The organism is Janthinobacterium sp. GW822-FHT07A03, assembly GCF_058798815.1.
In genome coordinates this window covers 535,787-550,833 of record NZ_JBXAKW010000004.1, presented here as the reverse complement: position 1 = coordinate 550,833, position 15,047 = coordinate 535,787, and the positions used below count along the sequence as shown (strand labels likewise).

The window sequence follows — 15,047 nt, the reverse complement described above, 5'->3', positions numbered from 1 at the left end:
CAAGCGTGTGTCAAGTTCGTGTCAAGCGGGTGCGAAAAGCGTTCGTATGGAGCTTGTATGCATGCATTTCCCGGCGATTGCCGGGGCGTGGCCGCCGCTGGCGGGTGACCGCTTGCCTGGACTATAATGTCGGCCATTTATATTTAAATTGTATAAATTGGTAAGAAAAATGGTATTTGCCATACATATTCCGTTTGATGCATAGTGGCGGCAAATAGAGACAATACGCATTTCGATATACCTGTAACACCATACATACCCGATACCTGGGCCGCAGTCCCTCACCGGGCGCGGCCGCGCAGGCAGCAACCAATCATCATTAGTCAATCAGAGGATAACCATGTCGAACAACGCCCCTTTCCACGCCGCCGAAATCATCCGTGCCCGCGCTCCTGAAAATTTCAAGCCGCGCGTGGCGATGATCCTCGGCTCCGGCCTGGGCGTGTTGGCCGAGCAGATGACGGACGCCGTCAGCATCAGCTTTGACGAATTGCCGGGTTTCCCGATCAGCACCGTGCACGGCCATGCCGGCGAACTGGTGGTCGGTACCCTGTCGGGCGTCGCCGTCGTCTGCATGAAGGGCCGTGGCCACTTCTATGAAGGCTATGGCATGGGCGTGATGACGAGCGCCATCCGCACCTTGAAACTGCTGGGCTGCGAAATGCTGTTCGTCACCAACGCCGCCGGTTCCCTGCGTCCTGAAGTGGACGCCGGCAGCCTGGTCGCCATCAGCGACCATATCAACCTGCTGCCAGGCACGCCGATGGTTGGCCCGAACGACGACCGCTTCGGCCCGCGCTTCTTCAGCATGGCCAACGCCTACGATGCGGATCTGCGCAACTTGGTCAAGGACACGGCAGCCGCCAGCGGCATCACCCTGCACGAAGGCGTGTTCGTCGCCTACCCTGGCCCGAACTTCGAGACGGCCGCCGAAATCCGCATGATGGCCCGCCTGGGCGCCGACACGGTCGGCATGTCCGTGGTGCCGGAAGTGGTCTCGGCCCGTCATTGCGACCTGAAAGTGGTGGGCGTGTCCGTCATCACCAACCTGGCCGAAGGCATGTCGCCATTCGCCCTGTCGCACGAGCAGACCCTGAAATACGCGGCCATCGGCGCGAAAGACCTGGTCAAGCTGATCCTGGCATTCCTGGCGACCGTAGCGACCAAACCGCAAGCCTAAGCACTTTTTTTACGCAGTAGCGGCGCGCCGGCCACCGGCGCTGCCGCGCGGCAGGCCGGGAAAATCCGGCCTACACTGTCCGCATCATCTTTGCATCATTCCATAAAGCGAGCCTTATCATGTCACGCGCATTTATCCTCCTGCTTGATTCCTTCGGCCTTGGCGCGACGCCAGACGCCGCCAAGTATGGCGACGCAGGTGCCAATACCTTTGGCCACATTGCCAGCACTGTCGCCAAAAGCGGCAAGACCTTGAAACTCCCTAACATGGAACGCCTGGGACTGGGCGCCGCGGCGCACCTGGCCAGCGGCGAATGGGCCACGGGCTTCGACCAGCGCGACGGTTTTACTGGTGCCTACGGCGCGGCGCGCGAGCGCTCCACCGGCAAGGACACGCAGAGCGGCCACTGGGAAATCGCCGGCGTGCCCGTCGAATTCGACTGGGGATATTTTCCCCGCACCACGCCGTCGTTCCCCGCCGACCTGACCGACAAACTGAAAGCCCTGTCCGGCGTGCCGGGCTTCCTCGGCGACTGCCATGCCTCCGGCACGGACATCATCAACAAGCATGGCGACGAGCACGTCGCCACTGGCAAGCTGATTATCTATACCTCGGGCGACTCGGTGATGCAGATCGCCGCGCACGAAGAATCGTTCGGCCTCGAGCGCCTGTACGAAGTGTGCGAAATGGCCTTCAAGCTGGTCGAGCCGTACAACATCGGCCGCGTCATCGCCCGCCCGTTTACTGGCAGCAATGGCAACTACACGCGCACGTCCAACCGCCACGACTATGCGGTGGCGCCGCCAAGCAAGACCCTGCTCGACCACGTCAAGGATGCGGGCGGCGAAGTCGTCGGCCTGGGCAAGATCAGCGATATTTTCGCCACCCAGGGCATTTCCAGAGTCGTGAAGGGCGTCGACAACATGGCGCTGTTCGAAGCGCTGTTGAAGACGGCCGATGAAGTGCAGGACAAGTCGCTCACCTTCGTGAACTTCGTCGATTTCGACCAGGCGTTCGGCCACCGCCGCAACGTCGAGGGCTATGCCGATGCGCTGCGCGAAATGGATGCGCGCCTGCCGGAATTCATGGCCAAGCTGAAGGAAGGCGACCTGGTCGTGATCACCGCCGACCATGGCTGCGACCCGACCTGGCACGGCTCCGACCACACCCGCGAACACATTCCGATGATCTTCTTCGGCCCCGGCGTCGCCCCGCGCGCGCTGGGTATTTCCGAGACCTTCTCCGATATTGGCCAAACCCTCGCCAAGCACCTTGGCGTACCACCACTTGCTAATGGAACCAGCTTGTTATGACACTCATGCACCCCGAATTCAAGCGTAACGAGGCCGTCGGCCTCGACCTGGGCTGGATCAACCAGATCCGCGTCAACCGCGCCGCGACGGATCGCCGCGCGGCCAGCCTGGCGAACCGCCGTACGGTGAAAAAGGAATACCAGGCCGCCTGGCTGGTGAAAGCCATCCAGATGATCGACCTGACCACCCTGGGCGGCGATGATACGCCGGGCCGCGTGGAACGCCTGTGCATGAAGGCCATGCGCCCGCTGCGCGCCGACCTGATGGACGCGCTGGGGCTGACGCAGCTGAGCACCGGCGCCGTATGCGTGTACCACGAGATGATTCAGCCTGCCGTGAAAGTCATCCAGGGTCGCCTGCCCATCGCCGCCGTATCGACGGGTTTCCCGGCCGGCCTGACGAGCATGGAAACGAAGCTGCGCGAAATCGAACTGTCGGTCGCCGCGGGTGCTTCCGAGATCGATATCGTCATCACGCGCCAGCACGTCCTGAACGGCAACTGGCAAGTGCTGTACGACGAAATGCTGGCCTACCGCAAGGCGTGCGGCGAAGCGCACGTGAAGGCGATTCTCGCCACGGGCGACTTGCTGACCATGGAAAACGTGGCCAAGGCGTCGTGGGTGTGCATGATGGCGGGCGCCGATTTCATCAAGACCTCCACCGGCAAAGAGGGCGTGAACGCCACCATTCCCGTGGCCCTGACGATGGTGCGCACGATCCGCGAATACCATGAGCAGACGGGCTTCCAGGTGGGCTTCAAGCCGGCCGGCGGCGTCAGCTCGGCCAAGAGCGCGCTGCAATACCTGACCCTGATGAAGGAAGAACTGGGCAATGAATGGCTGCAGCCGCACCTGTTCCGCATCGGCGCTTCCAGCCTGCTGACCGACATCGAGCGCCAGCTCGAGCACTACGTCACCGGCAGCTACTCGGCCAATCATCGTCACGCACAACCTTAAAGAACAATCGTCATGCCAACAATTAACGAGATTCTCACTACTATGGACTACGGCCCTGCTCCCGAAAGTCAAAAAGAAGCGCAAGCGTGGCTCGACGGCCATCAGCGCAAGTTCGGCCTGTTCATCGACAACGCCTGGAGCGAGCCGGCCGAACTGTTTGCCTCGACCAATCCTGCCGACGGCACGCAGCTGGCCGAACTGACGCAAGCGAGTGACGCTGACGTGGAGCGCGCCGTGGAAGCGGCGCGCCGCGCGCTGCCCGTATGGCAAGGCATGGGCGGCCATGGCCGCGCCAAGGTCATGTACGCGCTGGCCCGCTTGCTGCAAAAGCATTCGCGCCTGTTCGCCGTGCTCGAAACCCTGGACAACGGCAAGACCATCCGCGAAACGCGCGATATCGACCTGCCGCTGGCCGCGCGCCACTTCTACCATCACGCCGGCTGGGCGCAGCTGCAGTCGGAAGAATTCGCCGACTACCGCGCCGTGGGCGTGGTGGGCCAGATCGTGCCGTGGAATTTTCCCCTGCTGATGCTGTCGTGGAAAATCGCCCCGGCCCTGGCGGCCGGTAACACGGTCGTCTTCAAGCCGGCCGAATTCACGTCGCTGACCGCCATGCTGTTCGCCGAATTGTGCGTGCAGGCGGGCGTGCCGGCCGGCGTGGTCAACATCGTCACCGGCGACGGGAGAGTGGGCTCGGCCATCGTCAACCATCCTGGCGTCGACAAGATCGCGTTTACCGGTTCCACCGAAGTGGGCCGCCTCATTCGTGAAGCGACGGCCGGCAGCGGCAAGAAGCTGTCCCTCGAATTGGGCGGCAAGTCGCCGTTCATCGTCTTCGAAGACGCGGACCTGGACGGCGCCGTGGAAGGCCTGGTCGATTCGATCTGGTTCAACCAGGGGCAGGTGTGCTGCGCCGGTTCGCGCCTGCTGGTGCAGGAATCGGTCCAGGAGCGCTTCCTGAACAAGGTGCGCGCCCGCATGGAAAACCTGCGCCTCGGTTCGCCCCTGGACAAATCGATGGACGTGGGCGCGCTGGTCGACCCCGTGCAGCGCCAGCGCATCGCCGCGCTCGTCGATTCGGCCCGTGCCGAAGGCTGCGACGTATGGCAACCGGCGTGCGAGCTGCCGGCTGACGGTTCCTGGTTCCCGCCCACCCTGATCACGGGCGCGTCGACTTCGGCCGCCGTGGCGCAGGCTGAAATCTTCGGCCCCGTGCTGGTGGCGATGAGCTTCCGCACGCCGCCTGAAGCGGTGCAGCTGGCGAACAACACGGTGTACGGCCTGGCTGCCAGCGTGTGGACCGAGTCGATCAGCCTGGCCCTCGATATCGCGCCCGCCATCAAGGCTGGCGTGGTGTGGATCAACAGCGCCAACCAGTTCGATGCGGCCTGCGGCTTCGGCGGCTACCGCGAATCGGGCTTCGGCCGTGAAGGTGGCCGCGAAGGCATGCTGGAATACATGACGGCCCTGGCCGAAGATGCGCGCCCGGCCCTGCCGGTGGTGGAACCGAAAGCCAAGACCAACGTGAAGCCGGCGGCAGCCGACCTGTTCGCCATCGACCGTACGGCCAAGATGTACGTCGGCGGCAAGCAGGCGCGCCCTGACAGCGCCTACAGCGCGCCCGTATTCGGCGCGAATGGCGCCTTGCTGGCCGAAGTGGGCGTGGGCAGCCGCAAGGACATCCGCAACGCCGTCGAAGCGGCGCACAAGGCGTCCGGCTGGACCAGCGCCACGGCGCACAACCGCGCGCAAGTGCTGTACTACATCGCTGAAAACCTGGCTGCGCGCGCCGACGAATTCGCCGCCCGCATCGCCGCCATGACGGGCAGTAAAAATCCGGAGAAGGAAGTGCAGGCATCGATCGAACGCCTGTTCTACTACGCCGCCTGGGCCGACAAGTACGACGGCCTGGCGCACCAGCCGCCGACGAAGGGCATCACCGTGGCGCTGAACGAAGCGGTCGGCGTGATCGGCATCGTCTGCCCGAATGAAGCGCCTTTGCTCGGCTTCATCTCGCTGGTGGCGCCGGCCATCGCGCTGGGCAACCGCGTGGTGGTGGTGCCATCGGAAGCGCATCCGCTCTCCGCGCTGGACCTGTACCAGGTCTTCGACACGTCCGACCTGCCGGGCGGCGTCGTCAACATCATCAGCGGCAACGCCGATGAGCTGGCGCGCACCCTGGCCACGCACGCCGACATCGACGCCGTCTGGCGCCATGACGGTTCCGCCGACGGTTGCGCGGAAGTCGAGCGCCTGTCGGCCGGCACCCTGAAGCGCACCTGGGTCGGCGGCGCCAAGGGCCGTGACTGGTACAGCGCCGCGCAAAGCGGCGGCCGTGCCGTGCTGGCGCATGCGTCGCAAGTGAAAAACGTGTGGATTCCTTACGGCGTCTGATTGACAACTGGAGTTGCAAAGCTGGGGTCAGAACCGTAGGGACTGACCCCAGTCTATTATGATCGGAGTTAATTCATGTTTTTAACCCAGGAAATCATCCGCAAGAAGCGCGACAAGGGCGTCCTGAGCGCCGAGGAAATCCAGTTTTTCGTGCGTGGCATCACTGATGGCAGCGTCAGCGAAGGTCAGATCGCGGCGCTGGGCATGGCCGTCTATTTCAATGACATGAGCATGGACGAGCGCGTGGCGTTCACCCTGGCCATGCGCGATTCCGGCCAGGTGCTGGACTGGCGTTCGCTGAACCTGCCGGGCCCCATCGTCGACAAGCATTCGACGGGCGGCGTGGGCGACGTGGTCTCCCTGCTGCTGGGCCCCATGGTCGCCGCGTGCGGCGGCTACGTGCCGATGATCTCGGGCCGCGGCCTGGGCCACACGGGCGGCACCCTGGACAAGTTCGACGCCATTCCAGGCTATTGCACGGTGCCGGACAATGAGCTGTTCCGCAAAGTCGTCAAGGAAGTTGGCGTGGCCATCATCGGCCAGACGGCGCAGCTGGCGCCGGCCGACAAGCGTTTCTACAGCATCCGCGACGTCACCGCCACGGTGGAATCGGTGGCCATGATCACCGGCTCCATCCTGTCGAAGAAACTGTCGGCCGGGTTGGACGCGCTGGTGATGGACGTGAAAGTGGGCACGGGTGCCTTCATGCCGACCTACGACAAGTCGGTGGAACTGGCCGAGAGCATCGTCGCCGTGGGCAATGGCGCGGGCATGCAGACGTCGGCGATTCTGACGGACATGAACGAGTCGCTGGCGCCATACGCCGGCAATGCGCTGGAAGTGCGCGGCGCCATGGATTACCTGACGGGCCGTTCGCGTCCCGCGCGCCTGCATGAAGTCACCCTGGCGCTGTGCGCCGAGATGCTGGTGCTGGGCGGCCTGGCCGCCACTGAAGCGGAAGCGCGCGTGAAGCTGATCGCCTCCCTCGATTCGGGCGAAGCGGCCGAGCGCTTCGCGCGCATGGTGTCGGCCTTGGGTGGCCCGGCTGACCTGGTCGAGAACCCGGACAAGCATCTGGAGCAGGCGCCGTTCATCGTGCCGGCGCCGGCGCTGTCCGCCGGCTTTGCCAACGTGCGCGATTGCCGCGCCATCGGCCTGGCCGTGGTGGCATTGGGCGGTGGCCGCCGTCGTCCGAGTGACAGCATCGATTTCGCCGTCGGCCTGACGGACCTCGTGGGCCTGGGCGAGCAGGTGGCCGTTGGCCAGCCGCTGGCCATGGTGCACGCGCGCACGGAAGCGGCGGCGCAGCAAGCCGTCAAGGAAATCCAGGATGCGTATGCCATCAGCGCCGTGGCGCTGGCGGGCAATCCGGTGATTTATCGTACCATTCGTCCATAACTTAACCCTAGAAGCAAAATCTGGGGTCAGACCCTGAGGGTCTGACCCCGGCCTTTCGCGAGTTTTACAGATAGATAATCAAATGAACAACCAAGAACTGATCGCCGAAGCCAACGCCGGCCGCGAACTGGCCTACGCGCCGTACTCGCGTTTCAAGGTGGGCGCGGCATTGCTGTGCAAGGATGGCCGCGTCTTCCGCGGCTGTAACGTGGAAAACGCCGCGTATGGCCTGTGCAACTGCGCCGAGCGCACGGCGTTTTTCAGCGCCATCGCGCATGGCTGCAAACCGGGCGACTTCGCCAAGCTGGCCGTCACGGGCGACACGGCCGAACCCATCTCGCCATGCGGCGCCTGCCGCCAGGTGATCTTCGAGATGGGCGGCGCCGACCTGCCCGTGATCCTGACGAACCTGAAGAACGACGTCATGGAAGTGACGGCGGGCTGGCTGCTGCCGCACGGCTTCGGCAATTCCGACCTGGACATGAAACCATAGGGCTGGTTTGAACAAGACGATCGACATCCAGGCCGCAGTGGCCATCGCCGCGGCCGAAGCCATGGCAGCCAAGACGCAGGGTACCTTTGGCGTGGGCGGCGTGCTGCTCGATGGCGCCGGCAACGTGCTGCAATCGATGCACAACAACGTCGTGCGCCAGGGCCTGGTGTTCGATCCCACCGCGCATGGCGAGCGCCAACTGGTGGACTGGTATTTCGCCGAGCGCGCCAAGGGCGCGCCCCTGCCGCCGCCGGGCGAACTGACCATCGTCACTTCGCTCGATCCCTGCTGCATGTGCACGGGCGCCATCCTGGCGGCCGGTTTCAACGTGGTGGTCGCCGCGCCCGACGTCAAGGCGGGCATCAATTACGATGGCAGCGCCACGTTTACGGCCTTGCCGGCGCCGCTGCAGGCGCAGGCGGGCCGCAGTTTTTGCTATCCGGCCGTGCGCGGCGCCACTGAGTATGCGCGTGCCCCGTCCGGCGCCGCGCCCAAATCTTTTTTCATCGGCAAGAGTATCCACGAGGCGACGCAGGCACTGTGTTCGCTCGTGTTCGAAGCGACATCGGCGCAGGTGATGCAGCTGCTGAACGCCGGCGACGACGTGCCCCTGCGCGATCCCGCCGCCTTGCCGCCCGAGCATGCGGTGGTGCGCGCCTTGCGGCGCCGCTATCCCGACGCCCTGACTTACCGTTGCGACCCGCACGCGCCCGATGCGGGCCTGGCGCCATTCCTGCAGGCGGCCATGGAGCAGGACCTGCGCGATGGCGGCCATGGCGATGCGGCCGCCTTGCTCGATTCCTTCGGCAACCTGCTGCTGTGCATGCCGGGAAGATTGGCGCAATCAGCCATCCGCACGCCGTTCATGGAATGCACGCGCCAGTACGCGCAGCTGCGCTATGAATTGATGGCGAATGCGGCGCCGGCGCTGCGGGAAGAAATCAAAAGCTACCTGGGCCACCCCAAGCACGGTACCTTCGTGCTGGCCATCGGCCCGGACGACAGCGCCGCCAGTTTCATGACCCTGGGCGCCTACGGCTCCACCATGGAAGGGGCGCTGCCGGAGAATAATCCTGCGCAATTCCAGTACGTGCGTCCGGCCATGGCGCAAGACGCGCTGCTGGCGCTGTGCGGGACGATGCCGCCGCTGTACCGCAAGCTGATACGCATCCGGCCGCGCCAGGTGGCGGACCAGGCCCTGGTCCGGGCGCTAGGCTAGTCTAGGCGTCATCGTCGGGCAGGTTTTTCAGCAAGAAGTCGCGCACGTTCTCGCCGGCGACGCGGCGGATCTGCGCTTCTGACAGGCCCGCGTCCAGCAGCGCCTGCGTCAGTCGCGGCAAGCCCGCCGCGTCGATGGCCGTGGTGACGGCGCCGTCGAAGTCCGAGCCATAGGCCACGTGTTCGGCGCCGATCAGCTTGACCGTGTACTTGATGGCGCGCGCGATGGAGGCCACGTCCTTGCCGCAGACGGCCGTATTCCAGAAGCCGATACCCACCAGGCCGCCCTGGGCGGCGATGCGCTTCAATTGACTGTCACTGAGGTTGCGCCCGTTGGCGCAGGTGCCGCGCACGCCCGTGTGCGATACCATCACGGGGCGTTTCGCCAACGTCAGCACGTCGTCAATGGTGGCCGGCGAGGCGTGCGCCAGGTCGACGATCATCTTGCGCTGCTCCATGGCGCGCAGCCATTGCCGGCCCAGCGGCGTCAGGCCGCCTTTCTTCAGGCCGTGCTGGGAGCCGGACAGTTCCGTGTCGAAGAAATGCGTGGGCGCGGCCATGCGGTAGCCGGACCGGTACAGGGTGTCGAGATTGTCCAGTTTCCCTTCGAGCGCATGCGCGCCTTCCAGTGTCAGCCAGCCGGCCAGCAGGGCGGGGTCTTTTTCGCGCGCGGCAATGAAGCTGCGCAGCTGGGCGCGGCTGCCAATGACGCGCACCTTGCCATGGCTTTTTTCCGCTTGCTGGCGCAGCTCGTCGGCCTGGTAGCTGGCGCGCGCCAGCAGGCTGTTCCAAGTGGCGGACGGCAAGCCTTGCGCCACCACCAGGGCCGTGATGTTGTCCGTGTCGCTGCCGTTGCGCTCGATATTCATCTTGCGCGGCGTCTTGGTGACGACGGAAAAGGCTTGCAGCGCCACGTTGGCCCGCTGCAGGCGGGGAAAGTCGACGTGGCCGCGCTGGCTGTCGCGGTTCAGGTCGCGTTGCCACAGCAGGCTGTCTGCGTGCAGGTCGGCAATCCACAGGCTCTGGTGCAGGGCCACTGTGGCTGCCGACGGCGCCTTGCCGGACGGGGGATGAATGCGGTTGAGGTGCTCGTCGACAAGGACGGGAGCGGACAGGAAACCGCCGATCAGCGCAAGGCTGGCGGCGGTGAGGGTGCTGATAATCATTGTTCTCCGTTTTACCATGGATCGTAGGTGCCCAGGCTCCAGATGTGGCCTTCCGGGTCGCGGCAGGTAAAGCCCCTTCCGCCGTAATCTTCATCCTTGATGTCGAGCACGATCTCGGCGCCGGCTTCGCGCGCGCTGCGGTAGACGGCATCGGCATCGCTGACGACCAGGTAGCAGCTTTGCGTGTTGGCGCCACCGAGGTCGCTTGGCAGTTTCATCAGGCGGCCGTAGTCGCTGTCGAGGGCGGGCGCCACCATGACCATGCCGTTGCCAAAACTCAGTTGCGCATGGGCGACGCCACCGTTACCGTCAGGCACGATCAATTGTTTTTCAAAACCGAGCGCCTTGCACAGCCATTCGATGGCGGCGGGCGCGTCGCGGTAGCGCAGGCAGGGAATGGTCGTAGCTATTGTGGCTTTTGCTGTCGTGGTCATCAGAAAACTCCTATGGCTGAAGGGGAGTAGCTTCGATCATGGATATTGCGTGGCGTTCCGCATCAAAGCCATCCATCTGGATGGTTTTGATGCCCGTCAGTGCCGCCTGCATCCATACTGCCATAGAACCATCATTGCACTCTTGCCACGACGCAAATTTTTATTGCGGTGACTGCGAAGAGTTCGCCGTCTTGGTGTCCGTGCCCGTGTCGTCGCTGTTGCTCGCCCATCTCAGCAGCATGACGAGGGCAAACAGCATGATGGCCAGCGGCAAGATGGTGATCAGGAACGCCAGGCCCAGGCAGCATGCCAGCAACATGGGCCAGGACATGGCGCGCAAGGCGGCCATGCCCTGGCGCGTGTAAGCGCACAGTTCGTTCCAGAAAGCGCTGAAGGAAGTGCTGCCCGGTGCCGAATTGATGTCTTTCATGCCGTTCTCCTGTCGTGTGGGTGCCGCTGCCGTATGCATGCTGGCGATGAGTCCACTATAGGCAAATCCTTGCTGCCGGGCATTGTGTATGCGACGAATGGCAGGAATGGCGGACCGAACGGCGACAGGCCGGGACAAGCTGTTATTCGAATACCTTCAGTTTCAGCTGGAAACTGAGGGCGCCATACAGGCGGTCCTTGTAGGAAGGCACGATGGCGATATTCACGCCCACGCGCTGGTATTCATAGCTGATGGTGGGGACCAGGGCCGGGAACCAGCCGCCATCGCGCATCTTCGGATAGCCGCTGAAGCCGCCGACGACGGCGCCGATGCGCAGCGGGCCCACCTTGATGGGCTGGTAGTACACGCCCAGGTAGTTCGAGTAGGCGCGGTCGCTATTGTAGAAGCGGCCGGCCGTGACCGACGCGACCGTGGAAAAGCGGTATTCGGCGCCCAGGCCCGGATTGCTGTCGTTCAGGTTCTTGTCGCGCTGAAAGTGATACGAATAAAAGCCCGCGTTGAGCCAGGTTTCGCTGAGCGGCTGGTTGTCGATCATGTTAAACACATCGGCTTGCGCGCCGCAGGCATATGCCAGCATCAGTGCGCCTAGGGACAATCGTTTCATGCGTGCTTCATCCTTATGATTTCATACTTTGTGGGCAGGCCCGGTCTGGCGCTGCCGCGATCGTATCACCAAGTTGGCTGCGCTTCTAAGCAATATTGAAAGTGCAGAACAGACGGCTGTTTGCCCGTCTGATCAAAGCGTCATGAAGATGGCTGGGACATTCTCCGGGCAGCGTCAGGAGAATGATTCTCATTGTGCAACTATGTTTTCATTATTGTTATAAAAGTTGTTGGCTTGCGACATGTCAAACACGACGGATATGATATTCTGGCGTCAAGTTAATTTTCTTTTTGGAAATAAAATGTCAATCATGCCTAAATCATCATTCGTTCTCGTTTTGTCGACCGTGTTTGCCGCCGGCGCCGCGCAAGCCGGTGTGGTCGATTTGGGCATCGGTGGCGCCAATTTGTATTCCCTGAATAACTTCAGCGCGTCCGGCAGCGATGTCGAAGGCGGCGTGCTGGTTGCCGGTAACTTGACGGCATCGAACTATTCGGTCAATGACAAGAACAAGGATGCCTACGTCACACATGGCAACACCGGTTATGCGCTGGTCGTTGGTGGCAACCTGAACTACAGCTCCGGCTCGATCAAGAACGGCAATTATTATGTAGGCGGCAGCACGACGACGAGCAGCGTGGGCCTGAACACGGCAAGCAAGACCACGACGTCGCCCGTGTCGTTCGCCGCGACGTCGGCGCAGCTGAAAAACACCTCGACCTCGCTGGCCAACGTGGCAGCGACGGGCAGCAGTTCGGTAGCCTATGGCGGCATGACCCTGAAGGGCGGCACGGGCAGTGTGCAAGTGTTCGACCTGACTTCCGCGGCGCTGGGCTCTGTGAACAACTTCAAGTTCAGCAACTTGCACACGAACGACACCCTGATCCTCAATATCAGCGGCACGAATGTGAACCTGTCCGGCGGCTACGGCGATTTCAGCAAATACAACGTGCTGTACAACTTCTATGAAGCGAAAACCATCACCTTGAACGGCGTAGGCCTGTACGGCAGCGTCCTGGCGCCGCTGGCGACCCTGGCCGGCGGCAATGGCCAGATCAACGGCAGCGTGGTGGTGGGGAACTGGGCCTCGAACATCCAGGTCAACGCCAACCATTATTTCAACGCCACCAATGTGGCTGGTTATGTGTCGGCCGTGCCGGAACCGGAAACCTATGCGATGCTGCTGGCAGGCCTGGGCATGATCGGTTTCATGGCGCGCCGCCGCAAGAGCAGGACGGCAGCGTAAGCGTTCGCGCCGTTCAGGAAACCGCCTGTCGAGGCGGTTTTTTTTCGCCTGCCGGCGGCATGGACACCGCCGCCAGCACCATGTGCGCAATCAGGATTTCGGCATCCTCGTAATCCCTGCGCGTGAGCTGCTTGCGTTCCAGCACCAGGGCCATCTGTGCCGAAAAATCCGCATACGATTGGGTCATGGCCCAGATGGCGAACATCAGATGCGTGGCGTTGACGGGCGCGATCCGGCCGGCGGCGATCCACGCTTCGAAAACGGCGATATCCTTGCGCAGCAGGGGAACGACCCGGTCGCGTATCTGCGCGCCGTACAGGGGCGCGCCATTGATCACTTCCAGCGCATACACGCGCGAGGCCCATGGCTGTTCGCGCGAAAAACGCAGCTTGGCGCCGATATACGCGCGCAGCACGTCGCGCGGCTCGTCGTGTTCATTGGCCAGCATGTCCATGCGCGCCAGCCAGTCGTCGAGCACGTCGTCGAGCACGCGCTGGTACAGCAGCTGCTTGGACGGGAAGTAATACATCAGGTTTTGCTTCGACAGGCCGGCCCGCTCGGCGATGGTGGCGATCGACGCGCCCTCATAGCCGCATTCGGCGAACGCGCGCACGGCTTGCTCCAGGATGTCCGCTTCCAGGCGGTCGCGGTTTTGCAAACGCCGGCCGCCGGCATTTTTCACGGGAAGGGCAGGGGATTTGTCGCTGGCCATGGCGGGTTCTTTAGCGTGGGCGGATCGATTGCAGGAAGGCCTGCAGCACGGGGGTATCGGTGTAGGCCACGTTGAAGCGGAACCATACCGTCTCGGGCGCGCGCAGCATGAAAAATTCGTTCGGCGACAGCAGGATGCCCGCCTTCAAGGCCATGTCGGCGATGATCTTGCCATTCCATTCCGGCGTTTGCACGTCGGGCCAGCCGGCACTGACGAACATGCCGCCGCGGGGCCGCGCCACGGGCGCCATGCCCGCCTGCGCCAGGCAGTCGATGCTGCGCTCACGGGCCGCATCAAGCTGCGCCACCAGCCGTTCAACCATGCGCTTGTAGGGCCGCGCGGAGATGGCGTGGTAGACGGCGCGCTCGTTGATTTCCGACGTCGTCAGTCCCGCCAGCATTTTGACGCGCACCAGTTCTGCCACCAGCGGAGGCGAGGCGCAAATCGATCCCACGCGCAGCACGGGCGAGAGGGTCTTGGAAAAACTGCCCACGCGGATCACGCGGCGCAAGCCGTCCATCGCCGCCAGCGACGCTTCGCCGCGCGCCGCCAGTTCGCGGTAGATATCGTCTTCCACCAGCCAGAAATCGAATTGCTCGGCCAGCGCCAGCAGGCGATGCGCCTGCGCCTGGCTCAGCGAGGTACCCAGCGGATTTTGCAGCACCGTGTTGACGAACATCAGCTTCGGCTGCGTGCGTGCGGCCTCGCTGGCCAGCGCATCGAGGTCGAGACCCGCCTCGCCGCGTGCAATGCCGACAGGGATGCAGCCGTGGTGGCGGATCAGCGACTGCAGGTTGCTGTAGCCGGGGTCTTCCACCAGCACCGTGTCGCCCGGCTTGGTCAGGCTGCGCAGGATCAAGTCGAAGGCATGCGTGGCGCCGTGCGTCAGCAAGACCTGGTCCGGCTCGACCTGAAACAGCTCTTCCGACAGGCTGGTTGCCAGGTGCTGGCGCAGCGAGGGAAAGCCGAGAGGGTGGCCATAGCCGCGCAGGCGGCTGGCGGGAATGCGCATGGCCTGGCGCACGGCGTCGAGCACGGTCGCTTCGCCATACATCTCGGGCGGCAGCCAGCCCGCGCCCACGGGCAGCGCGTCGGACACGCCCGAATACAGGTCCGGCGTGAGGGCGTCGATGGCGGTGGGGCTCGCATGCACAGCCAATTGCGGCGAGGCGGCGATATCGTGGCGCGCGACGAAATAGCCGGAACCGCGCCGCGACGACAGCAAGCCGAGATTGACCAGGCGGTCGTACGACTCGACGACGGTAAACGTCGATACGCCATTGCAGCGGGCGAACTGGCGCACGGAAGGCATGCGCGTGCCGATGCGCAGCGCGCGGCTGCCCACCATGACGCTGATGGCGATGACGATCTGCTCGACGAGGCCGCCCTTTTTCTGGCGGTCGATGTCGAGCACGGGCCAGCCGCTGGCTTGCTCGGGGGCATCGTCTGTGCTGTCGCTGTGCTTCACGGTGGCTCCTTTGC

At 63.6% G+C, this 15,047-nt stretch carries 14 protein-coding genes; 8 read left to right on the top strand and 6 right to left on the bottom strand.

Annotated features, from left to right (window positions below; genetic code table 11):
- Positions 1-340: 340 nt before the first annotated feature.
- The 7 genes from xapA to AC1RJW_RS14720 all read left to right on the top strand — a co-directional run bounded on the left by xapA (position 341) and on the right by AC1RJW_RS14720 (position 8,953).
- Complete coding sequence (gene xapA, locus AC1RJW_RS14750) at positions 341-1,180, top strand: xanthosine phosphorylase (RefSeq protein WP_493045562.1); 840 nt, start codon at positions 341-343, stop codon at positions 1,178-1,180.
- A 119-nt stretch (positions 1,181-1,299) separates the two neighbouring features.
- A complete protein-coding gene (locus AC1RJW_RS14745; protein ID WP_070219353.1) occupies positions 1,300-2,493 on the top strand; it encodes a phosphopentomutase in 1,194 nt (397 codons plus the stop codon).
- On the top strand, positions 2,490-3,449 hold the full coding sequence (gene deoC, locus AC1RJW_RS14740; protein WP_034785577.1) for a deoxyribose-phosphate aldolase: 960 nt from the start codon (positions 2,490-2,492) through the stop codon (positions 3,447-3,449). Before AC1RJW_RS14745 ends, deoC begins: the two co-directional genes overlap by 4 nt.
- 12 nt (positions 3,450-3,461) lie before the next feature.
- On the top strand, positions 3,462-5,843 hold the full coding sequence (locus tag AC1RJW_RS14735; RefSeq protein ID WP_493045561.1) for an aldehyde dehydrogenase family protein: 2,382 nt from the start codon (positions 3,462-3,464) through the stop codon (positions 5,841-5,843).
- A gap of 75 nt (positions 5,844-5,918) precedes the next feature.
- Positions 5,919-7,241 carry a thymidine phosphorylase gene (deoA, locus tag AC1RJW_RS14730; RefSeq protein ID WP_493045560.1) on the top strand — a complete coding sequence of 441 codons (1,323 nt, stop codon included), beginning with the start codon at positions 5,919-5,921 and terminating at the stop codon, positions 7,239-7,241.
- 82 nt (positions 7,242-7,323) lie between these two features.
- Positions 7,324-7,734 carry a cytidine deaminase gene (locus AC1RJW_RS14725; protein ID WP_493045559.1) on the top strand — a complete coding sequence of 137 codons (411 nt, stop codon included), beginning with the start codon at positions 7,324-7,326 and terminating at the stop codon, positions 7,732-7,734.
- Between the two features lie 7 nt (positions 7,735-7,741).
- On the top strand, positions 7,742-8,953 hold the full coding sequence (locus AC1RJW_RS14720; protein WP_493045558.1) for a nucleoside deaminase: 1,212 nt from the start codon (positions 7,742-7,744) through the stop codon (positions 8,951-8,953).
- 1 nt (position 8,954) lies between these two features.
- Here AC1RJW_RS14720 and AC1RJW_RS14715 read toward each other — a convergent pair whose 3' ends face one another.
- From AC1RJW_RS14715 to AC1RJW_RS14700, 4 genes are all read right to left on the bottom strand, one after another.
- Entirely contained in the window at positions 8,955-10,118 is a 1,164-nt protein-coding gene (locus AC1RJW_RS14715) for a dipeptidase (RefSeq protein WP_493045557.1), read from the bottom strand.
- Positions 10,119-10,129: 11 nt separating this feature from the next.
- Entirely contained in the window at positions 10,130-10,552 is a 423-nt protein-coding gene (locus AC1RJW_RS14710) for a VOC family protein (protein WP_493045556.1), read from the bottom strand.
- Between the two features lie 160 nt (positions 10,553-10,712).
- A complete protein-coding gene (locus AC1RJW_RS14705; protein WP_493045555.1) occupies positions 10,713-10,982 on the bottom strand; it encodes a hypothetical protein in 270 nt (89 codons plus the stop codon).
- A 142-nt stretch (positions 10,983-11,124) separates the two neighbouring features.
- A complete protein-coding gene (locus tag AC1RJW_RS14700) occupies positions 11,125-11,607 on the bottom strand; it encodes a hypothetical protein (RefSeq protein WP_070219311.1) in 483 nt (160 codons plus the stop codon).
- Between the two features lie 310 nt (positions 11,608-11,917).
- Here AC1RJW_RS14700 and AC1RJW_RS14695 point away from each other — a divergent pair, with 310 nt between their 5' ends.
- Positions 11,918-12,853: a choice-of-anchor A family protein gene (locus tag AC1RJW_RS14695; protein WP_493045554.1), complete on the top strand. Its 936-nt coding sequence runs from the start codon at positions 11,918-11,920 to the stop codon at positions 12,851-12,853.
- 13 nt (positions 12,854-12,866) lie between these two features.
- On the opposite strand, the gene AC1RJW_RS14690 is transcribed toward AC1RJW_RS14695, so the two are convergent.
- Complete coding sequence (locus AC1RJW_RS14690; protein WP_493045553.1) at positions 12,867-13,565, bottom strand: TetR/AcrR family transcriptional regulator; 699 nt, start codon at positions 13,563-13,565, stop codon at positions 12,867-12,869.
- 10 nt (positions 13,566-13,575) lie between these two features.
- Positions 13,576-15,033 (bottom strand): aminotransferase-like domain-containing protein, encoded by a 1,458-nt coding sequence (locus tag AC1RJW_RS14685; protein WP_493045552.1) that lies wholly within the window; start codon positions 15,031-15,033, stop codon positions 13,576-13,578.
- Positions 15,034-15,047: the final 14 nt, after the last annotated feature.